Origin of the sequence: Arcobacter vandammei, from assembly GCF_016106035.1 — a bacterium.
Taxonomy (GTDB): Bacteria; Campylobacterota; Campylobacteria; order Campylobacterales; family Arcobacteraceae; genus Aliarcobacter; species Aliarcobacter vandammei.
Window position 1 is genome coordinate 1 of the sequence record NZ_JADKPZ010000021.1, and the last position, 22350, is coordinate 22350.

The following is a 22350-nucleotide window of genomic DNA, read 5'->3' on the forward strand; positions in this document are numbered from 1 at the left end:
ATAATACATATATATTACATATGCAATTCAAAAAGAATTCAAGAATAAGAGTATTTATAATATTTAATACTATTAAATATTAATATATTGTATAAAAATAAATAAAATTATACAAAATATTCTAATGAAATAGAAGAATATAAGTAAAATCAAGTTCTCTTTAAAACTTCTAAAATATGAGTTTTAAAAAATTAAGCACTAATTTAGTAAAATGAAAATTATTCAGTAATAAAATTTTATTTCTTAGGAGTTTTTTATGCCACCAACTACCTTGCAGATTATTGCTGCTGTTATTTTTGCTATTGCAATTATTCATATATTTTCAGTTAAATATTTTGAACATTTAGCACATAGAAGTGAAAAACACTCTGGACTTTTTCATCTTTTAGGAGAAATTGAAGTTGTGTTTGGAATTTGGGCTATGGTTTTAGTTATTTTTATGTTTATGTTTCTTGGTAAATATGAGACTTTGGATTATGTTAATTCAAGAAGTTATATTGAGACTATGTTTGTTTTTGTAATTATGGTAATAGCTGGAACTAGACCAATTTTACAAAGTGTTGTAGCCTTTGTTAAAAAAATATCAAATATCTTACCGAAAAAAGGTGCTTTAGGATTTTACTTTGTTGTAATGGCTATTATTCCACTTTTTGGTTCACTAATTACTGAACCAGCTGCTATGACTCTTTCTGCTTTAATTTTAGCTGATAAACTATTTTCTCAAGGCATTTCAAAAAAGCTTAAGTATATGACTTTGGGAGCTTTATTCATAAATGTTTCTATTGGTGGAACTTTAACAAATTTTGCAGCTCCACCAATACTTATGGTTGCTCAAACTTGGGATTGGAGTACAACTTTTATGTTTACAACTTTTGGGTGGAAAGCTATAATTGCAATATTGATAAATACATTTTTAATAATGATTTTATTTTATAAAGAGCTATCAGTTATAAATATTAGAACAACAGTTAGTGATAGAGAAAAAATACCATTTGGTATAGTTTTAACTCACTTTGTTTTTCTTTTTTTAGTTGTTTATTTTGGGCATTATCCAGCATTTTTTATGAGTATTTTTTTACTTTTTTTAGGTGTAACTTATGCTTATCAACAATATCAAGATAGATTAATGTTAAGAGAAGGGCTCTTAGTTGCATTTTTCCTTGGAGGTTTGGTTATTTTAGGAGGTCAGCAAGAGTGGTGGCTAAAAGATATTATTGCAAATATGAGTAATGTGGAGGCTTTTGTTGGAGCTATTACTCTAGGTGCATTTACAGATAATGCAGCAATTACATATTTAGGTTCACTAGTTGAAGGATTAAGTGCTGAATTTAAATACTACTTGGTTGCAGGGGCTGTTTGTGGTGGTGGTTTAACTATTATAGCAAATGCACCAAATCCAGCAGGTGCAGCTATTTTAAAAAGTCATTTTGAAGATGGTTCAATAGATCCAAGATACCTATTTTTAGGAGCTTTAGTTCCTACATTAATAGCTAGTTTATGTTTTATAATTTTATAAGGATATACAAAAATGGTTTCAGATTTTGCGAAATTTGCAAGAACAAATAAGAGTTTGATTGTTTTTTCAAACTCTTTTGATCATATAGAAGTTTTTAAACATTTCTATAATACTAGAGTAAAACCAAATGAGTTTGGTTTTGTAAAAATAAATGATGATAGGATTTGTCTTTTACATGAAGATTTAAAATGCGATTTAATCTCTGGTAAGACAAATGAAGCGATAAAAAATAGGCTACTTGAAAATTTTAAACTAGAATCAAGATATATAATGACATCTTCAAAATTTATTATTTTCCCTAAAAAATTCTCTTTTAAAAGGGTTGCAAACAGACTTTTCTCAAATTATATTATTCAAAGTGCAGGAGAAGTTAGCTTTAATGTTGTAGGAAAAAATATAGTTGTTGATTGTTTTGGTGGTTCTAAAGTTTTAAATTTGAAAACTAGAGCAATAGATGCTTTAATAATTCAAGATGAGTTAGAAGCAAATTTTGATGATGAGTAGTATTAATACTCCTCTTCATCGTCAGCTTCACTATCAAAGCAGTAGATACACTCTTCATCAAAAAATGAGTACTCATCATAGCAGTAAAACTTTTCACAACTATCACATTTAAAACAATCATGCTCTTTTGAAAGCTTTTGTTCTAGCTCTTCATCACTTATATTATTTTTTTTAGCATAATCATCAAAAATTTTATAAACATTTTTGTTTTTGTCATTTTTCAACTCTTTTGCTAAGTCTTCCAAAGTATCTATATTCATTTTTTCGCCTTTTGAAATTTTGTAAAAGCTGTATTATCTCAAAAAATGATATAATCGCGACTTAAAAAAATAAATTAGGCAGTAAAAAATGGAAGACAATAGCATAAAGACACAAAAATTCATAGTTAAATATTTCACAGAAATAATGATAAAAGGCGATAGTGCCAAAAGACAGATGATAAATCAACTATTTTTTAATCTTCAAAAAATATCAAACCAAATTTCAACTGATATACAAATAAAAAAATTCTTTGACAAAATAGAGCTTCTTTGTCCAATAAAGTTTGTAGATGCTTTAAGAGAAAAGCTTCTTAATACTTCAGGAATAGAGCAAGTTTTAGAGGCTATTCAAATTGATAATATGCATACTTTAGATGAAATAAAAGTTGAAGTAAACAAATATATGAAAGATTTAATAGAAGATAAAACTTTTGTGGTAAGAGCAAAAAGAGTTGGAACTCAAGATTTTAAATCAACAAATATAGAACAAACTGTTGGTGGATATATGTTGGCACATAATCCTAAAACAAAAGGTGTTGATTTAAGAAATGCAGACTATACTATAAATTTAGAGTTAGAACATAGTAAGCTTAATATCATTACAAAAAAATATTATGGAATGGGTGGTTTTCCTTTAGGAACTCAAGGTGAAATTTTGTCTTTAATGTCTGGTGGATTTGATTCAACTGTTGCTTCTTACTTATCTCAAAAAAGAGGTTTGAAAACTCACTTTATTTTCTTTAATTTAGGTGGAATAGCTCATGAAATAGGAGTAAAACAAGTATCTTGGTATTTATGGAATAAATTTGCCTCTTCTCATAGAGTTTCATTTATTACTATTCCTTTTGAAGATGTTGTAACTCAAATATTTAAAGATATAAGCCCCTCATATATGGGAGTTATGCTTAAAAGATTGATGATACAAGCTGCTCAAAGTGTAGCAAAAAATATGAAGATAGATGCTTTAATAACAGGAGAGAGTGTAGCTCAAGTTTCAAGTCAAACTCTAAGAAATTTAAGCTTAATTGATAAAGCAAGTGATATTTTGATTTTAAGACCACTTGCTTTTATGTCTAAGCCAGAAATTATTGATATAGCAACAAAAATAGGAACAAAAAAATTTGCAGAAGCCATGCCTGAGTATTGTGGAGTAATTTCGCAAAATCCAGTAACTGCTGGAAGTTTTGATAGAGTTGAAAAAGAGTCTAAAGCTTTTGATTATACAGTTTTAGATGAAGCTGTTAAAAATGCAAAAATAAAAAATATTGATGAAGTTTTAGATGATGTTTGTGAAGTTGGGACTTTGGAAGTTGTAAATAATTTAAGTAGTGATGATACAGTAATTGATATTAGACAAAGTAGCGATACTTTAAAAGCTTCTTGTACAGTTTTAAAAATCCCTTTTTATGACTTGAAAAAGGAGTTTAAAAAATTAGACCAAGATAAAACTTATCTTTTATATTGTGATAAAGGTGTTATGAGTCAGCTTCACGGACAGTATCTAAAAGATGAGCAAAAATTTACAAATATAAAAGTTTATAGACCAAATTAAAGGAGTATTATGAAAAAAGTTATTTTGGGCTTATTAGCCCTTGTTTTAGTTGTAGTTGCAGTTTGTTTTACTTTAAGAAGTAGTGTAAATAGTAAAATCGATGCAAAAATAGAGGAGTTAAAAGCAAATGGTTTTAATGTGAATATTGAAAAAAGAGATATTCCTTTAAAAATAGAAGCAAATGGAAAAATAGAAGTTGCTTATTCAGAAAAAGCTATTAAGTATTTGGTTTCTCTTCAAGAAGAGAGTGAATTAAAAAAGAGTATAGAACAAATTGTAAAGATTTTTGATAATAGTATGCTTGATGAGGCTTTAGAAGGTCTTACTTTTGATTATGATTTTAATATTAATCTTTTGAACTCTAAATTAGATCTAAATCTATATTTAACAAAATTGTCAAATAGTGCAATGCAGGAGATACTATCTTTTGAGGATAATAAAGCTCTTAAAAGTTTGGAGAATATGCTAAATAATAGAGATTTCCAAATAAATATAGACGAAAAGCAAAATTATAAAATCAAAGATATAAATTATGTTATGCCTGATAGTTCAATGACTATTAGAGGTATATATGGAGATAAAAATAATTTAAATATTGATTTAATCAAAGCAAATAACAAAGAAGATGATTTTACTATCTCTTTTGAAAAAATAAAGAGTTTTTATGAGGAAAAGGAGAATAAAGCAATTAGTTCAAAATTTGATATAGAAAATGTAAATATCTCTGATAATTTTGCTAAGTTAAATATTAAAAGTATAGAACTTTTATCTTTTTCAAAAGTAATAGATGGCTTATTAGAGGGTAATTCAAAAATTGCATTTGAAGATTTGGTTTTTAAAAAATCAAATTCTAAAGAAGATGAAATAACTATAAAAAACTCTTCTCTTGATTTAATCTTGAGTAAAGTTCCTTATAAACAGTATGAAGATTTTATGAATGTATATGCAAATATTGGTGATAATGGAGAGAAGTTAGAAAAACAGGCAAAAGAGTTTTTGGAAGCTCTTTCAAAAGCTGGAATTAGTATAGCTTTAAATTTAGACTCAAAAAACCTAAACTTTCAAAATAAAGAGTGGTTTAAAACTTTTGATTTAAAATCTAGTTTTGCTCTTAGCAAAAATCTTTCAGAGATGAAATTTGAAGCTTTAAATGATGTTTTTGATTCTATAAATATTGATTTAAAAATAGATAAAGATTCAGCTACAAAACTAGTAGAAGATTTAGGTTTAAATAAAACTATGAATATAAAACTTTTAGATTCAGAAGATAATGAGTTTAAAATTTTAAAAGCTGAATTAAAAGCTGATGGTTTATATGTAAATGATAGTTTAGTTTTACCAAAAGAGTCTTTGAAATTTCCAAAAAATGAGCCTTTTGCTGATATGGATTATGATATGTATGAAGATGATTTAAATCTTTCATATAGCTATTTATTATTAGATAAAAATACTTTAAGATTAAATTTTAAATATAAAAGCTCTTTAGATAAGATAAATTCAGGCGGAATAAGTGTATCTTTCCCTGAGTTAAAAGATGCTTCACTAATAAAGGTGAAAAATCCTAAAAACTTTAAAAAACTTGATGTATATAAAGAAAAAGATGAGATGTATAGTGGTTTATTGGGGAAAAATATTAAAGCTTCTTATTTAATGGTTGAAGGTTTTGATGATAATTGGACTGATATAAATATTGAAAAAGAGTTTAGTTTAGATATTGATGTATCAAAAATTGATGATTTCTTGGAGATAAACTTAAGAGGATACTCTTCAAACAATGATGATAATTATGAACTTGTTCCTACAGAAACAACTAGTCAAACACAAGACCAACAAACATATTTTGTAAAAATAGCAGATATTGATTTAGAAGAAGAGAAGAAAAAATTAAAATAAATATTTAGGCTTTGCCTAAATATTTTCTCTTTTTTTCATAATCTCTTTTTCTATTAAGATAAATAAGAATGGAATTAAAGAGTAGATAAATAGTTTCAAAGAGAAAACAAATCCCCATTTATATCTTTTCATAGCTCCATAAAGTGCAATACAAAAAAGAATAAATAAAATCCCATGAATCATTCCAAATATTTTTACAGCCATAGGCTCAGCAAAAAGATATTTTAGTGGCATTGCTATTAGTACAAGTACTAAATATGATATTCCTTCAACTATTGAAATTGTTCTAAATTGAGCAAATTTTGTTCTAAGCATATAAAACCTTTTTAATTTTTTTGCTAAATTATAGTAGGTTAAACTATATAAAAGCTTAGTGTAACACCATTTTAAGTAAAATCCGCCTTATGAATAATAAAAATACAGTAGAACAAAAAGATATAATTCTTACAACATTAAACTCAAGATTTTCACATTCAAGTCTATCTTTACGGTATTTGTTTGCAAACTTAAAAGAGCTAAAAGAAAATGCAAAAATATTGGAGTTTGTAATAAATAGCCAAAACCAAACAATAGCAGAAGAGATACTACAATACAGACCAAAAATAGTATTAATCTCTACATATATTTGGAATGTTTCAGATGTTAAAGAGCTTGTAAATTATATAAAACTTGTAAGCCCACAAACAATAGTTGCTTTAGGTGGTCCAGAAATAAGCCATTTACCACATAGAGTTGATTTAGAAAAATCAGATTATTTTATGTTTGGAGAAGGTGAAATATCTGTTTATAACCTGTGTCTTAATGTTTTAGGTGGATTTAGACCAAAAGATAAGATAATTCATGCAAAACCAGTAGAGTTTGATAAAATTGCCTTACCTTATGATTATTACACTGATTTTGATATAAAAAATAGACATATCTATATAGAAAGTAGCCGTGGTTGCCCTTTTACTTGCGAGTTTTGTCTATCTAGTATTGACTCATCTATGAGATATTTGCCTATGGATGTTTTTTTACAGCAGATTGATAAACTCTGGAATAGGGGAGCTAGAAATTATAAGTTTATAGATAGGACTTTTAATCTAAAAATATCTTATGCAAAAGCAATTTTGGAGTATTTTTTAGCAAAAGATGAGGATTACTTTTTACATTTTGAAGTAATTCCTGATAATTTTCCACCAGAACTGCGAGAGCTTTTAAAACAGTTTAAAGCTGGAAGTTTACAGCTTGAAGTTGGAATTCAAACTCTAAATTTAGATGTAGCAAAACAGATTAATAGAAATTTACGAATGGAGAAAATAAAAGATAATCTAGCATTTTTAAGTAATGAAACAAAAGCACATATGCATATAGATTTAATTGTAGGGCTTCCTAGTGAAACAATAGAGAGTTTTGCTTCAAATCTTGATTTGCTTTATACTCTAAGTAGTGGTGAAATTCAAATAGGAATACTTAAAAAACTATCAGGAACTACACTAAATAGGCATGATGAAGTTTATGGTATGGTTTATAATCCATTTCCACCTTATGATATTTTGCAAAACGATTTAATACCCTTTGATTTAATGCAAGATATGAAGAGGTTTGCTAGATTTTGGGATATAGTTTATAATAGTGGTAACTTTATGAAAACTTCTAAGCTATTATTTAAAGATGGAAAGGTATTTGATGGTTTTTTTTCTTTTTCAAAATGGATTTATAAAAGAAGTGAAAGTACACATAAAATCTCACTTGATAGAGTTGCAGAGTATTTGTTTGAGTATTTAAGTAGGGATTTTGAAGAGGAACTTTTGGTAAAAACTATCTTAGAAGATGTAATGAGTATAAAGGGGAGAAAAATCCCACCATTTTTAAAGAAGTTTTCAAAATATGAGCAAGATTTTATACAAATAGAGCAAAGCAAAGCTCAAAAAAGACAGGTTTTAAGGAAAGAAACAGATGAATAAAAAATTTATTATTTTAGCACTAATATTTTCTAGTATATATGCACAAGATAATATTACAAATAGAGCTGAATTATCGTATGTAAATAGTAGTGGAAATACAAATACAAGTTCACTAAATGGAAGTATATTAAGCGAAGCAAAATTTGATGAACGAGAGTTAAAGGCAAAAGCAAATATTTTTAGAAGTAAAGATAATAATAAAAAATCAGCAAATAAATATGAGATAGATTTAGAATATAACCATATGATAGGAGATAGATTATATACCTATTTAGGTGGATATTTTGTAAGAGATGAGTTTAGTGATTATAAATCAAGGTTAAATATAGGGCCAGGTCTTGGATATAAGTTTATCTATGAAGATGATGAGGTTTTAGATATTCAAGGTGGTTTTGATTATGCTGTTGATAGATTTGATGATAAAAAAACAGATAAATATCTAGCTCCAAAAGTAGAGATGAACTATAAATATAATATAAGAGAGAATATTGAATTTAGGCAGATGTTAGCTTATCTTTTTTCAAGCCGTGATTCAAAAAGGTATTTCTTTAAAAGTGATACAGGAGTTTATGTAAAAATGATTGATAATTTATCTTTGGGTGCAAACTATAAACTTGAGTATGTAAATCAAACAGAGAAAGAGAGATTGGATAGAAAGTTTTTGACTTCTTTAATTTATGATTTTTAAAATCATAAATTTCCTATTATCTTGACTCTTTTATTATTTTTCTAATATTTTCAAATTTTAAAAAAAGTTTTTCATCTTTTATTCTATTTTCAAAAATTCCTAAAGATCTTTCTTTGTACTTTTTATCTTCAATTTTCTCATTTTTTTCACTATTTATAGTATTTGTAACAAAAAAATCTATATCGCTAATATCGGTAAATTGATATTTTTCTAATAATTTTTTTATTTCCTCTTTGTTATACTTAAATTCCATTTTATATACTTGATGAGTCAATACAAAAAAAAGTGTTCTATTTTTTATATATGCAAATTTAATACCATTTTTAAGTTTGTCTGGAAGAATATCAATAAATTTCGAGATTGATTTTATTGTGTTAAATTTTTTAAATTCGGGAAAGGATTCAATATGGTTAAGAATATCGTTAAGTTTTTTCATACTTTAATTATAGCAGGAGTTTTATTTAGTTTTAGTGCTTGTGGGTATAAGGCTGATCCAGTTTATAAACCAAATGATAAACAACAAACAACACAACAATGATATACGATTATATAATAGTTGGAGCTGGAATAGCTGGTTTAAATGCTGCAAGACTTTTACCAAAAGATAAGAGAGTTTTAATTTTGTGTAAAATGTCCACTTGGAACTCAAATACTTTTTGGGCTCAAGGTGGAATTGCAAGTGCTGTTGATAAAGATGATATACCCACACATATAAAAGATACTCTTGAAGCTGGTGTAAACTACAACAATATAAAAGCTGTTGAGCTTTTAAGTCGTGAATCAATTCCTACAATAAAAGAGCTTATAGACTCTGGTATGAATTTTGATAAAAAAGATGATGGAACTTTAGCATATACAAAAGAGGCAGCTCATAGTAGAAATAGAATTTTACATGCTTGTGGAGATGCAACAGGAAGAGAGATTCATCTTTTTTTACTTGAACATTGTCCTCATGAGATTTTAACTCAAGCTGTTGTTTGTGATTTATTAGTACAAGATGATATTTGTTATGGAGTTCAATATTTTACAAGTGAATATGAACAAAAAGTAGCTTTTTCTCACAATACAATAATTGCAAGTGGAGGAGTTGGTTCACTTTATAGATACCATACAAACTCAACAGCAAATGCGGGAGAAGTTCACGGAATTATTGCAGAAAAGAATATAGCTCTAAAAGATATGGAGATGACACAGTTTCATCCAACAGTTTTAAAAGGTACAACATTTGCAAGAAAACCGCTATTAAGTGAAGCTTTAAGAGGTGAGGGTGCTTTTGTTGTAGATGAAAATGGAAAGAGATTTTTATTTGATTATCACGAAGATGGAGAGTTAGCTCCTAGAGATATAGTTAGTCGTGCTATTTTTGATTACAATAAAAAAACTGGACTAGGAGTTTTTCTATCTTTTGAAAAATTTGAGAAAAAAGCCTTTAAAAAAAGATTTCCAAATATTTATGAAAATATAAAAGATTTAGGATATGAACTCCCTTTTGAAAATGTGCCAATAAGTCCAGCTTTTCACTACTGTATGGGTGGAGTTGATGTTGGTTTGGATACAAGAGTAAAAGGTTTTAAAAATCTTTATGCTATTGGAGAAGTTGCTTGTAATGGAGTTCACGGGGCAAATAGATTGGCTTCAAATTCACTTTTGGAAGGTTTGGTTTTTTCAAAAATTGCAGTTTCAAACTCTTTGGAAGATAATTTTAAAATCAAAAAAGAGAACTATACAAAAGAGATAAAAAACTACACTAGAAATAAAAGTATAGATAAAGAGATAAAAGATGATTTAAGAAGAATTATGTGGGAACAAGCTGGAATAGTGCGAACAAAAAAAGAACTAAATGAAGCTTTGGAGCTTATTGAAAACTATTTAAAACTTGATGTTGGAAGGCTATTATATTTAAGACTTTTAACTGCAAAAACTATTCTTAAAGCTTGTCTTAAAAGAGAAAAATCTTTGGGTGCTCACTTTATAAAAGAAGATTAAAAAGAGTTTTTAGATAGAATATCCGATTAAACAATAGAAGAAAGGTAAAATTAATGAAGCATGTACCAATAGTTGTATTAGATTTTGGTAGTCAATACACACAAATTATTGCTAGAAAATTAAGAGAAAGTGGAGTTTATTCTGAAATTGTTCCATATAACGAATCAATTGAAGATATTATGGCTAGAACTCCAAAAGGGATTATCCTTTCAGGTGGTCCAGCCTCAGTTTATGCTAGTGATTCATATCATCCAGATAGCACAATTTTTGATTTAGGGCTTCCGATTTTAGGAATTTGTTATGGAATGCAACTTATTTCTCAATACTTTGGTGGAAGTGTTGTTCCTGCAAGTAGCCACGAATATGGTAAAGCAAAACTAGATTTTGTAGGAGACAGTGAAATTTTCAAAGATACTCCTAGTGGTCAAATTGTTTGGATGAGCCACGGTGATAGAGTTGAAGAGATTCCTAGTGGATTTGAAAAAATAGCAACAAGTGAAAATTCTCCTTATGCAGCTATTGCAAATACAAGTAGAAATATCTATGCTTTCCAATTCCATCCAGAAGTTTATCACTCAGAGTGTGGAACAAAATTACTTAAAAACTTTGCAAAATATATTTGTGGTTGTGAAAGCACTTGGAATATGGGAAGTTTTGCAAAAGAGCAAATTGCAAGAGTAAAAAAACAAGTTGGAGATAAAAAAGTTTTATGTGCTGTTAGTGGTGGGGTTGATAGCTCTGTTGTTGCAACACTACTTTTTGAAGCAATTGGAAATCAAGTAATTCCTGTATTTGTGGACAATGGTCTTTTAAGAGCAAACGAAAGAGAGCAAGTTGAAACTATTTTTAAAAGTAGAGGAATAGATTTAATAACTGTTGATGCAAGTGAAGAGTTTTTAAGTAAACTTTCTGGTGTTACTGATCCTGAGAGAAAAAGAAAGATTATTGGAGAAACTTTTATAGAAGTATTTGATAAAGAGGCAAAAAAACACTCTGGAGTTGAGTTTTTAGCTCAAGGAACTCTATATACAGATGTTATCGAGTCTGTTTCAGTTAAAGGACCTTCAAAAACTATAAAATCTCATCACAATGTTGGAGGGCTTCCTGATTGGATGAAGTTTGAATTAGTTGAGCCTTTAAGAGAGATTTTTAAAGATGAAGTAAGAGAGCTAGGACTAGAACTTGGACTTCCAAGAAATATGATAAATAGACACCCTTTCCCTGGACCTGGTCTTGCAATAAGAGTTATGGGAGATGTAAATAAACCTGATTTAGACCTTTTAAGAAAGGCTGATGTGATTTTACTTGATGTTCTTCACTCAACTGGATATTATGAAAAAACTTGGCAAGCATTTACAGTTTTATTAAATGTAAAATCTGTTGGTGTTATGGGAGATAATAGAACTTATGATAACACTGTTTGTGTAAGAATAGTAGATGCAACAGATGGTATGACAGCAACTTTTGCACATATTCCACATGAAATTTTGGAAACAATTAGTAGAAGAATTATAAATGAAGTTGATGGAATAAACAGAGTTGTTTATGATATATCATCAAAACCACCAGCAACAATCGAATGGGAATAATTTTCTAAGAATTTTCACATATCTTTCCTTGAATTTTGGCTTGATGTACTAGTAGTACACCATCACCAAAATTCAAAAAAATCTACATAAAACTTTTTAGAAATTATAAAAAATAAATTTTTTTTGATTTTTACGATGAACAACTAACATGGGATATTCCAGCTATTCCAAAAAAGTCTTTTGGTTTTTTAGCATAATATTTTTTTTCTACTTCTTCACTCTGCTCTTCATAAGGTTTTGTCATTATCTCTTGTAGTTCATTTAAAGGTTCATAATTTCCATTTTGTGCCTCTTGATATGCCCAAACCAAATGCCACTCCCTTAAAATATATTTTGGATTAATTAACTTCATTTTATTTGAAAGATTTTGTTTTGACTCATCATCTTTTACATTTATTTTTGATTTCCAATTTTTAATCCAACTATTCCATCTAGCTTTTATATTTTCACTTTCCAAATTTCCATAAAAGCTTTTTTCAAGACCATTAACATCATAAGGAATATTTGATAACTCTCTAAAAAATATTGTGTAATCAACTTTTGTATCAATCATAAGATTTATAAGTCCTTCAAAAAGTTCAAAATCAAACTTTTCTAATCCCAACTTACTAGCCCACATATTTTCCATTCTTTCTTGCATAATATTTAAAAAACTGTTTTCAATATCTTCAAGTTTTTTTAAATACTCTATATTTGAATTAAGTAGAGGTTTTAAAGCACTACAAAAGGATTTAAAGTTTTTTTGTGCAGCAACAGGCTGATTAAAAAATGAAAAGTGCATTCCTCCATTTGTCCAAGATTGATATTTTGGGTCAAACATCTCCATAAAACCAAATGGACCATAATCAAGAGTAAAACCACCAGCTGCACAGTTATCACTATTAAAATTTCCTTGACAATACCCAACTCTTATCCAGTTAGCCACCAAAGAAGTAAGACGATTCTGAAACTCAATTGCAAGTAATATTATCTTTTCTTCTAAAGTTAAATCTTGATTGATTTCTTCACTATATTCTCTATCAATCAAATATAATACAATCATTTCTAACTCTTGCAAAGCATTTTTATGTTCATTTTTTCTAGCTCGTCTTCCAAAAAGTTCTATTTGTCCTACTCTTAAAAAAGAAGATGCCACTCTTGTTGTAATTGCAACATCTTCTTTTATCATAAGTTCAGGATCCATTGAGTAAGAATTGTCTTTAAACCAAGGTCTAGTTACTTGCTCTTTTTTAGAAGTAAACAAAGTCAAAGATCTTGAAGTTGGAATTCTAAGTTCGTGCATATGCTCTTGAGCCAAAAACTCTCTAATACTTGATCTTAAAACTGCTCTTCCATCAGCTCCTCTACAATATGGAGTTTTTCCAGAGCCTTTTAGCTGAAATTCCCATCTTTTATCATTTATCACAGCTTCCAAAACAGAGATTGCTCTACCATCTCCATAGCCATTTCCAGTTTGAAAAGGGCATTGTGCATAATACTCTCTACCATAAATTGATAGAGCATATCCTGTTGCCCAAGATTTTAAATTATTTTTTGTTGAGATATTTGAACTATCTGCAGAGAATAGTTTTATAAAATCAGAAGATTTTAATAAGTTTTCACTAAAACCTAACTCTTTAAAAAAATTAATGCTGTGAGAAATATAAATTGGCTCTTTTATAGTTGTTGGCTCAAGCTCTACAAAATGCCCACTAAAAACCTCTCTTGGAAATTTATTGTCACCACTATATTTTGAATCTGGGTCTTTATTTAACTTGTTTACAAAAGAGTAATCACTTAAATTTATTAGTTCTTCAAATGTTTCTATAGTTTTTATACTGTTTTTATTCATTATTATATTTATCCATTTATATCTTATTTTATAAATATTCTAACATAAAATAGAGAATAACTCTATTTTTAAGAATATCACTTTTAATCCACCTATAAAAAGCTTTTTGCTATTATTCAAACCATTTTTTATGTATTTTGGAGAGAGATGAAATTTATAACTATAATATTAGCTTTAGTACTATCTTTATATGGAGGTTCTACAAATAAGAAAACAACTAAAAACAATACTTCCACTACTAATAAAAGTAATGTAACAAACAAAGAGTTTACTTTATATAAAAAAGAGGCAAATGAAGATGGAAATACTCTTCTTATAATTGGTGGTATCCACGGAGATGAACCAGGTGGTTACTTTGCACCATCTTTTTTTGAAAAACACTATAAGATAACAAAAGGAGCAGTTTGGGTAGCCCCTAGTGTTAATATTGATAGTATGGTTGCAAATCAAAGAGGTCTTTATAAGGATATGAATAGAAAATTTAGTACTTTAGATAAAAAAGATTCTGATTATGCAAATGTGCAAAAAATAAAAAAAATAATTACAGATAAACAAGTAGATTTGATTTTAAATTTACATGATGGTCATGGATTTTATAGAAAAGAGTATGAAAATGCAATTTTCAATCCAAGAGCTTGGGGACAAGCAACAATTATTGATCAAGAAAAAATTCACTCTTTAGAAAAATTTGGTAATCTTGATGAGATAGCTTCAAAAGTAAGAGATGCTTTAAATCAAGATAAGCTTTTTCAAGATTTTCACTATTTTGGTGTAAAAAATACTGAAACAAAAGCAAAAGATGAAGAGCAACAACTTTCTCTTACATATTTTGCAGTTACAAACAATAAACCAGCATTTGCAATTGAAACAAGCAAAAATATTACAGATTTAACTCATAAGGTTATTTATCAACTAAAATCTATTGAAGAGTTTATGAATGTAATGGAAATAGGTTTTGAAAGAGATTTTGATGTAAATAATTATGATAGTGTTAAAAAGTTAGTAGAGGATTTTGGAACTTTAACTATAAATAATAATATAAAATTAAATTTAACTGATATCAAAAAAGAGCTTAGATTTGTACCTATGAAAGCAAAGCAAAATAATTTTGATTTTGACCACAATATAGCAAATATTAAAAATGTAAAAAATAGTTTTGAAATTTATATAGGAAATCAAAAAGTTACAACTCTTACTCCTCAAATTTTTGAAATTTATGAAGTAAAAGATAAGATAAAAATAGAAGTTGATGGAAAGACAATTGAGACAAAATTGGGAGAAATTATAGAAGTTGAAAATAATTTTAAAATAGATAAATCTGCTTATAGAGTAAATATTATTGGATACAGTAAAGAAGGTGTTGATAGTGAAGATAATATTTTATTAGAAAGAAAAGATATTCAAGATGCTTATTCAATAGATAAAAATAATCAAGAATATAGAGCAGAATTTTATAAAGATAATAAATTTTGCGGAATGATAATAATAAAATTTAAGAAGTAAGATTACTTCTTAAACTTATTTATTTTTTTAATTTTGGTGTACATTTTCCACTAAATTTGCAAAGTGGACAAAAATCTAAAATTCCAGCTACCAAAGGTATAAACCCTAAATAAAACCAAGGGTTACTTATATAAAATCCAATAGCGATTAAAACCAATCCTAAAACTATTCTAAATGGTCTACAAAAAGCTCTTATTTTATCAAATGTATTCATCTATTACTCCAAATTTTTTTGTGATTATTATATAAGATAACTTAATTTATAATGAATAAGAAAAACTTATTATATTTATTTTGATTTTTTGATTAAGTTGGCTTTGTGTAAAATCTATATTATTTAAAAAATTAAAAGGTTTTATAAAATGAAAGAGAAAATATATTTTATTCCAGGTCTTATGACAAATGAAAAATTATGGAAAAGAGTTTTACCAAAAATAGAAGATAGTTTTGAAATTATTTATTTGAAAATTCCAAGAAGTACAAATTTTGATGAGATAAATGAGATTTTATCTAAACAAATAAAAGATGAAAAGATAAACCTTTTGGGTTTTTCTTTGGGTGGTTATATTGCTTCATATTTTTCAATAAAATTTCCACAAAGAGTTAAAAGGCTTTTTATGCTTAGTTCAACTCCTGCAAAAACTTCAGATGTGGAACTAGCTAGAAGAAGAGAAAAGTTGGAGTTTGCTAAATTAAATGATGAAATAAGTTTAGATTTACAAAAAGCAAAGAGTTTGGTTGAAGAACAAAATATAGATGATTTAGATTTACTACAAACTATTGTTGAGATGTTTAATGAAATGGGGAAAGAGGAGTTTATCTCTCAACTTGAAAGCACTTTTAATAGAGTTGATTTAAGTAAAGAGCTAAAAGAGTTAAATTTACCTGTAACAATGTTTTATAGTAGTGATGATAGGCTTCTTGATAGTGAAGCAATAAATAAACTTGAAAATGAAAAACACAATATAACTTTAATTAAAAGAGTTGGAACAAGCCATAATATACCTTTGGAATTCCCTGAAGAATTGGAAAAAAACATAAGAAATTGGATGAATAATTAAAATATTTATTAATAAAAGTAATAAATAATTGTTTTTAAGATATTATATTACTAAATATTTATTTTAAAAGGAGATAGCCAATGGCTTTAGGGCAGGTTACATTTAAAATTACAGATGATGTTCAATTAGCGACTCAGATTGTAATTGTTGCATTTTTGCTTGTTACATTTTTGACTTTAAGAAGAACTTCTCATAATGATGTTTTTCCAATTAGTGTAACAAATGAGTTAAAAGGTTTGGGGATTTTGACCGTCGTTTTTGCTCACTTTACTTATATGAAAGTAAATAACTGGGAGTTTTTATATCCACTTTCTACTATTGCTGGAGTTGGTGTTGATTTATTCTTACTAATGTCGGGATTTGGTTTAACTGTTGGTATGATGAAAAGACCTATGGGAACTTTAGAGTTTTACAAAAAAAGAGTAATTAAAATCTTTATTCCATTTTGGATAGCTTTAATTATTATGTTTATTGCTGATTTTGTTGTTTTAGATAAAAATTATGGATTTATGTATATGCTAAAATCTGCTTTAGGATTTTTCCCAACAGCTGATGGTTTTGCAGATGTAAACTCTCCATTTTGGTATATTACTTGGATGATGATGTTTTATATTCTTTTCCCACTATTTTTTATCAAAAAAGCACCTTGGCTAACTGCAATTATTTTGGCTGTTATTGCTTTGATTATTGGTGGAACAAATCCTTTAGATTTAGGAAGTAATTGGCTTCATAGACTTCACTCTGTAGCATTTTCTATTGGTATTTTAATGGCATATTTCTTAGCTATTAAACCAGATGTACCAAATAAATTGGTTGAGAGTATCAAAAACTTTAGAGATAATACAAATATTGCTAGATACCTTGTAATCATAGTTATGGCTGTTGTTGTGGCTTATGTTTCTCAACATACAAGTGGAAAAGATTGGCCTATATTAAAATCTCTTTTAGGAGAAAACTATTTAGTTGAACAATTGGCATGTATTGTGATTATGATGGCATTTGTTGTGATTTTTGTACTTAAAAAAGTTGAGAGTAGATTTTTAGCTATGTATGGAGCATTTTCATATGAAGTTTACTTAATTCACTGGCCTTTAATTGGAAGATATGATATTTTCTTTGATTATTTACCTTCATGGGCAGCTGTTATTGTTTGGATGGTTGTATTTATTCTTGTAAGTATGCTATTACAAAAGCTTGTAACTCCTGTAAGTAATTTTGTAGATAAAATTACAAAATAAAAAAAGTAGAGATTTTCTCTACTTTTTCTTTATATATACTCCAAAATCATTTGGAACATCAACATTTTTATCATTAAATAATCTTGCAAAATAGTATTTTCCATACTCTTGTTTTAAATGAGAAGGGTCAATATATGCATCTTTATCATTTGTAATACTATTTTCATACATAAAATCCCAATAAGGATAGATAGTTGATAGCTCTCTTTTCCAAAGTTGAAATATATCCACTTTGTCTGTCTCTTCAAGAAGTTTTAGCATATCAGAGTGAACTGCTGTTGTAAAAACTTTTAGATTTACATTGTATTTCTCACAAAGTTCAACTATCATTTTGTAGTAAGTTAGGCTATCTTCTCCCCACTCCAAAAAGTTTTCATATTTCTCTTTATATCCTTTTAAAGTTCCTTCCCACATAGGCTCTTTTGGATTGTTTTTTATAACAACACTTTGATGATAAGCTGTTATTCCTCCATCTTTATAAGTTGCTTCTATGTTTTTATTATTTAAAACATATTTAAGATATTTAAAAAGAGGAACTTCAACATAGTGTTTGATTTGTTTAAAAATAGTAAATCCATCTTCAAGTAAATCTTTATCAAAATCGCTGCTATTATCTTCAAGTTTTTGGCTAAAAGGGTATAAATTTAGCCCAAGTACAACATTTTTTATAGGAAAATGCTCTAAAGAGTATTTTAAATAGTAGTATTGTTCTTCTAAAGTTGAGAAACTAAAACCAAGATTATAAACTTTATCATTTGTATATTTTTCTAAATCATTATTATCCAAATAGTGAACTCTACTTCCACCAATAATTAATGTATTTGGTTTAAAGTTATTTACTTCTACAAATTTTTGAGTTCTATAAGCTAAGGCAACATCTTTGTAAAGTCCTGTATCAAATTTGTTATTTAATCCAACAGGGTCAATAATATATTTAACACCAATTCCCAAAATAAAGATTAGAAGTGAGAAAAATATTGAAGCAAATATATATCTTTTATGTTTTTTCATCTATTTTTCCTAAAATTGAAAGTATAAAAACTCTTTTGCACTTGAGAAAGTGAACAAACTTGCACATAAAAGTACAATTGTATATAGAGTATATTTTAAATTTGGTTTGAAATTTTCAGCTATTTGTCCACTATTTTTAAATCCTAAAGCCAAAATCAAGGCTACAACAATATAGAAACTTTGCCAAGTTAAATCTATATGAGAAAGTGCTTCAAATTTAAGATTATATGGATTAAACATAGTTTTTATAACATACCAAGCATCGCTAAAATCTTTGGCAACAAATAGAGTTCTTGTTATGATTAATCCAATAAACATCAAAAACCAAGCGACATAGAAATTCATCTGTAAGTTTGCTTTTTTCATCATATGTGCCATTACAACAAAAGCACCATTTATTAATCCCCAAACAATAAAAGTCCATCCAGCTCCGTGCCAAAATCCAGATACAAAAAATGTAATCATAATATTTAAATACACTATCCAAACAATATTTTTGTTTCCACCTAAACTTTTATATATATAATCTCCCAAAAATCGGCTAAGTGTCATATGCCATCTTCTCCAATAATCAGCAAAATTTCTTGCTTTGTATGGGCTATTAAAGTTTTTTGGCAAATCAATATTAAACATTTTTGCAATTCCAATAGCCATATCAGCATAGCCTGAAAGGTCAAAATAGTATGATAAAACATAAGATGTTGAAGCATACCAAGCCTCAATCATTGTTAGTTTTTGGGCATTATCAAAAGCGTATTGTGCATAATCAGTTAGTGGATCTCCAAGCAAAGTCTTTTTTGCTAATCCAATAGAAAAGATAAAAAGCCCCAAAGAGATATTTTCCCATCTTAGTAAACTTCTCCATTTTAGGGCAAATTGTGGCATCATCTCTTTGTGATGAACTATTGGACCCATTAAAAGTTGTGGAAAAAATGTAATAAATAAAGAGTAATTTAAAAAACTAAACTCTTTTACTTCACCTCTATAATTATCAACCAAAAAAGCAATTTGTTGAAAGGTAAAATAACTAATTGCTAAAGGTAAAGCCAAATGAAGTAGGGGAGTTTCGCTATTAAATGCCCAGTTGAAATTTGTAATAAAAAAATCTGCATATTTAAAATATCCCAAAAGTGCAACATTTCCAATAATTCCAAATGTAAGCATATTTTTATCTGCTTTTTTACCTAAAGATTTTCCAACTAAAAAGTTAAAAACCATACTTCCTAAAATCAAAAACAGATATATAGGATTCCACCAAGAGTAGAAAAACAAACTTGCAAATACAAGTATGGTTTTACTAAGAGTTACCATTTTTATTGAATTTAGATAAAAATATAGTATTAAAGTTATTGGTAAAAATACGAGTAAAAACTCATAAGAATTAAAAAGCAATGCGACCCTTTTTGCTGAAAAAAATTGTGGAAATTTAGTAAAAAATTGTGTAATATTAGCGAAATGATTATTATTTTATTATTTAGTTTGCTTAATATTTAAGTAAACTTGTAATATTCAAATTTACTTAAAAGGAGAAATTTTGTCTTATAGAAATATTATTTTATCACTTTTTGTGCTTTATATTTTAGCTGATATTTTTCATACATATTTTGTAAAGTAGTTTTTAGTAGTTTTCTATATTATCAAAACTCCAGCCATTATCTTTTAGAAGTTTGATAAGAGTTGATAAGTTTTCTTTGCCATCATATTTATTTAAAAACATAAAATCGTGCATTAGTAAAACTACTTTATTCTCTTTTAATGAAGATTTATTTTTATATATTTTTTCCATTTTTAGAAAAATCTCTTCTGGAGTTTGAATTGGTCTTCCATTTGCTTCATATGACCAGTCTAAATCCCAACCATAAATATAGTAACCTTCATTATAAATTTCATCATAGCCTAAAATTTCAGTTTCTCTTTGAGGAAAAGGTATCATATTATCATCTCTTTGAATATTTGGAAGCCTAAAAACATTTCTTCCAGCTAGTCTTACAGGTAGAAAATTTGATGAAGTATTAGAAAATCTATCATTTTCAATTAATTTATTCGCTCTTTTGATATCTTCTACAACTTCTAAAGGTTTGCTGTAAAATTTCTTATATTTGTTATTTGCATGAGAATATGTGTGGTTTCCAATCGTTATATTTTTATTATTTAATGCACTTTTATATATAGTTTTAAAAGTTTCCATTTGGTGTCCAATAAAAAACATAGTTACAAAAATATCTTCTTGGTCAATAATCTCTAAAATATTTGTAGTTACTCTTAATGGTCCATCGTCAAAAGTTAAATATGCTATTTTCTTATTTTCTATTTTTTCTTCACTCTTTTGAGTCTCTTCAATCAAATATTTTTTACAAAAAAATCTATTTTTTAAATTTTCATTCTCACAAATAGATTTAAAATTCATTGCAAATAGATTTATAGATAAAAAGATGAAGATAATATAAGTTTTACCAAAATTAAACACAAATTTCCCTAGAGGCTTAAAATCAATTTGCTATAATACAAAAAACTCAATAAAAGAAGCGAAAAATTGGACAATATTTATGATTTAATAGTTTTAGGAGCAGGTCCTGCTGGAATAATGGCAAGTATTAGTGCAGCAAAAGATGGTAAAAAGGTGCTTTTAATTGAAAAAATGCCACAAATTGCACTAAAACTTAAAGCAACAGGTGGAGGAAAATGTAATCTTACAAATACTCTAAGTCAAGATGAATTTTGTGAGAAATTTGGAAAAAATGGAAGATTTATAAAAGATGCACTTGATAGCTTTACTAGAGATGATTTATTGTCTTTTTTTGCTTCTATTGGAGTAGAAACAATTGCAAGAGATGGATTTAGGATTTTCCCTATAAATCACAGTTCAAGTGTGATTTTAGAAGCTTTGGGAAATGAGTTAAAAAGTTTAAATGTTGTTGTAAAAACTTCTATAAATATTGAAAAAATAGAGAAAAATGAAGATACATTTGTTTTAAGTAGCAAAGATGATATTTTTAAAAGTAAAAATTTAATTTTAGCAACAGGAGGTTTGGGTTATCCAACTTTGGGAGCAAGTGGAGATGGATACAAATTTGCTTCAAGTTTTGGACATAAAATCACAAACACTCATCCAGCTATGATGCCACTTTTTACAAAAGAGAAAAATTTTGGCTCTTGCAAGGCTGATACAATCGCCAAAGCTATATTAAAAGTAAATATTCCAAAATATAAAAATCTTAAACTTGTAGGAGATTTGATTTTTACAAAAGAGGGTTTTAGAGGACCAGTTATTTTGGATTTTGCTAGAGAAATCACTCCAATTTTAGAAAAATATGATGAAGTTCCACTTTTGATAAATTTTTTAAAAGGAAAAAATGAAGAAGAAGTTTATAAACATTTAAAAGATGAGATAGCAAAAAATCCACAAAATAATATTTTACAAAATTTAGAAACTTTATTGGCTAGTAGTGTTGCAAATGAGATTTTAAATATTTGTGAAATTGATAAAAGTTTACGATTTAAACAAATAGAGGGCTTAAAAAGAGAAAAACTTATAAAAACTTTGGTTTGGACACCTTTTACTGTTGTTGGACATGACGGATTTAAACAAGCTATGATTACAAGAGGTGGAGTAAGTTTAAAAGAGATTGAGCAAAAAACTATGCAAAGTAAAATTGTAAAAGGTTTATATTTTTGTGGAGAGTTAGTTGATATTGATGGACCTTGTGGTGGATACAATCTTCAATGGTCTTTTTCAAGTGGTTTTTTAGCTGGGAAATTAAGAGTTTAATTC

Annotated in this window: 21 protein-coding genes; 13 read left to right on the top strand and 8 right to left on the bottom strand. The window is 27.5% G+C overall.

Annotation, left to right across the window (positions count from 1 at the left end):
• Positions 1–256: 256 nt before the first annotated feature.
• Positions 257–1516, top strand: coding sequence for a putative Na+/H+ antiporter (locus IQC44_RS10205; protein ID WP_198306264.1), 1260 nt, complete (start codon positions 257–259; stop codon positions 1514–1516).
• Between the two features lie 12 nt (positions 1517–1528).
• Complete coding sequence (locus tag IQC44_RS10210) at positions 1529–2020, top strand: hypothetical protein (protein ID WP_198306265.1); 492 nt, start codon at positions 1529–1531, stop codon at positions 2018–2020.
• Positions 2021–2022: 2 nt separating this feature from the next.
• Here IQC44_RS10210 and IQC44_RS10215 read toward each other — a convergent pair whose 3' ends face one another.
• Entirely contained in the window at positions 2023–2280 is a 258-nt protein-coding gene (locus IQC44_RS10215) for a hypothetical protein (RefSeq protein WP_198306266.1), read from the bottom strand.
• A gap of 88 nt (positions 2281–2368) precedes the next feature.
• Between IQC44_RS10215 and thiI the strand changes: the two genes are divergently transcribed.
• Positions 2369–3832, top strand: coding sequence for a tRNA uracil 4-sulfurtransferase ThiI (thiI, locus tag IQC44_RS10220; RefSeq protein WP_198306267.1), 1464 nt, complete (start codon positions 2369–2371; stop codon positions 3830–3832).
• A gap of 9 nt (positions 3833–3841) precedes the next feature.
• Entirely contained in the window at positions 3842–5725 is a 1884-nt protein-coding gene (locus IQC44_RS10225; RefSeq protein WP_198306268.1) for a hypothetical protein, read from the top strand.
• 15 nt (positions 5726–5740) lie between these two features.
• Here IQC44_RS10225 and IQC44_RS10230 read toward each other — a convergent pair whose 3' ends face one another.
• Positions 5741–6040 (bottom strand): DUF3817 domain-containing protein, encoded by a 300-nt coding sequence (locus tag IQC44_RS10230; protein WP_198306269.1) that lies wholly within the window; start codon positions 6038–6040, stop codon positions 5741–5743.
• 89 nt (positions 6041–6129) lie between these two features.
• Here IQC44_RS10230 and IQC44_RS10235 point away from each other — a divergent pair, with 89 nt between their 5' ends.
• Positions 6130–7671, top strand: coding sequence for a B12-binding domain-containing radical SAM protein (locus tag IQC44_RS10235; protein ID WP_198306270.1), 1542 nt, complete (start codon positions 6130–6132; stop codon positions 7669–7671).
• The gene (locus IQC44_RS10240; RefSeq protein WP_198306271.1) at positions 7664–8359 is read left to right on the top strand and encodes a DUF481 domain-containing protein; all 696 of its coding nucleotides are present in this window, start codon (positions 7664–7666) and stop codon (positions 8357–8359) included. Before IQC44_RS10235 ends, IQC44_RS10240 begins: the two co-directional genes overlap by 8 nt.
• A 16-nt stretch (positions 8360–8375) precedes the next feature.
• Here the strand turns inward: IQC44_RS10240 and IQC44_RS11575 are convergent, their stop codons facing one another.
• Entirely contained in the window at positions 8376–8612 is a 237-nt protein-coding gene (locus IQC44_RS11575) for a hypothetical protein (protein WP_228286325.1), read from the bottom strand.
• Positions 8613–8765: 153 nt separating this feature from the next.
• On the opposite strand from IQC44_RS11575, the gene IQC44_RS11700 reads away from it, so the two are divergent.
• Genes IQC44_RS11700 through guaA form a run of 3 tightly spaced genes read left to right on the top strand, consistent with a single transcriptional unit; the run spans position 8766 to position 11934 of the window.
• Positions 8766–8897, top strand: a complete 132-nt coding sequence (locus tag IQC44_RS11700) for a lipoprotein (RefSeq protein WP_257120206.1) — start codon at positions 8766–8768, stop codon at positions 8895–8897.
• Entirely contained in the window at positions 8894–10345 is a 1452-nt protein-coding gene (locus IQC44_RS10250; RefSeq protein ID WP_198306273.1) for an L-aspartate oxidase, read from the top strand. The genes IQC44_RS11700 and IQC44_RS10250 overlap by 4 nt, the downstream gene beginning before the upstream one ends.
• A 53-nt stretch (positions 10346–10398) precedes the next feature.
• Positions 10399–11934: a glutamine-hydrolyzing GMP synthase gene (guaA, locus tag IQC44_RS10255; protein WP_198306274.1), complete on the top strand. Its 1536-nt coding sequence runs from the start codon at positions 10399–10401 to the stop codon at positions 11932–11934.
• A 130-nt stretch (positions 11935–12064) separates the two neighbouring features.
• Here the strand turns inward: guaA and IQC44_RS10260 are convergent, their stop codons facing one another.
• On the bottom strand, positions 12065–13765 hold the full coding sequence (locus tag IQC44_RS10260) for a protein adenylyltransferase SelO family protein (RefSeq protein WP_228286326.1): 1701 nt from the start codon (positions 13763–13765) through the stop codon (positions 12065–12067).
• A gap of 147 nt (positions 13766–13912) precedes the next feature.
• Here IQC44_RS10260 and IQC44_RS10265 point away from each other — a divergent pair, with 147 nt between their 5' ends.
• Positions 13913–15268 (top strand): M99 family carboxypeptidase catalytic domain-containing protein, encoded by a 1356-nt coding sequence (locus IQC44_RS10265; protein WP_198306275.1) that lies wholly within the window; start codon positions 13913–13915, stop codon positions 15266–15268.
• A gap of 19 nt (positions 15269–15287) precedes the next feature.
• On the opposite strand, the gene IQC44_RS10270 is transcribed toward IQC44_RS10265, so the two are convergent.
• On the bottom strand, positions 15288–15482 hold the full coding sequence (locus tag IQC44_RS10270; protein WP_198306276.1) for a YgaP family membrane protein: 195 nt from the start codon (positions 15480–15482) through the stop codon (positions 15288–15290).
• Between the two features lie 148 nt (positions 15483–15630).
• On the opposite strand from IQC44_RS10270, the gene IQC44_RS10275 reads away from it, so the two are divergent.
• Together IQC44_RS10275 and IQC44_RS10280 are read left to right on the top strand one after the other, a co-directional pair.
• On the top strand, positions 15631–16329 hold the full coding sequence (locus IQC44_RS10275) for an alpha/beta fold hydrolase (RefSeq protein ID WP_198306277.1): 699 nt from the start codon (positions 15631–15633) through the stop codon (positions 16327–16329).
• A gap of 80 nt (positions 16330–16409) precedes the next feature.
• Positions 16410–17567, top strand: a complete 1158-nt coding sequence (locus IQC44_RS10280; protein ID WP_198306278.1) for an acyltransferase family protein — start codon at positions 16410–16412, stop codon at positions 17565–17567.
• 18 nt (positions 17568–17585) lie between these two features.
• Here the strand turns inward: IQC44_RS10280 and IQC44_RS10285 are convergent, their stop codons facing one another.
• The 3 genes from IQC44_RS10285 to IQC44_RS10295 form a co-directional block, all read right to left on the bottom strand.
• Positions 17586–18578, bottom strand: a complete 993-nt coding sequence (locus IQC44_RS10285; protein WP_198306279.1) for a hypothetical protein — start codon at positions 18576–18578, stop codon at positions 17586–17588.
• 9 nt (positions 18579–18587) lie between these two features.
• Positions 18588–19970, bottom strand: coding sequence for an MBOAT family O-acyltransferase (locus IQC44_RS10290; RefSeq protein WP_198306280.1), 1383 nt, complete (start codon positions 19968–19970; stop codon positions 18588–18590).
• Between the two features lie 226 nt (positions 19971–20196).
• Positions 20197–21045 carry a polysaccharide deacetylase family protein gene (locus tag IQC44_RS10295; protein ID WP_198306281.1) on the bottom strand — a complete coding sequence of 283 codons (849 nt, stop codon included), beginning with the start codon at positions 21043–21045 and terminating at the stop codon, positions 20197–20199.
• 66 nt (positions 21046–21111) lie between these two features.
• Between IQC44_RS10295 and IQC44_RS10300 the strand changes: the two genes are divergently transcribed.
• Positions 21112–22347 (top strand): BaiN/RdsA family NAD(P)/FAD-dependent oxidoreductase, encoded by a 1236-nt coding sequence (locus IQC44_RS10300; protein ID WP_198306282.1) that lies wholly within the window; start codon positions 21112–21114, stop codon positions 22345–22347.
• Positions 22348–22350 lie beyond the last annotated feature (3 nt).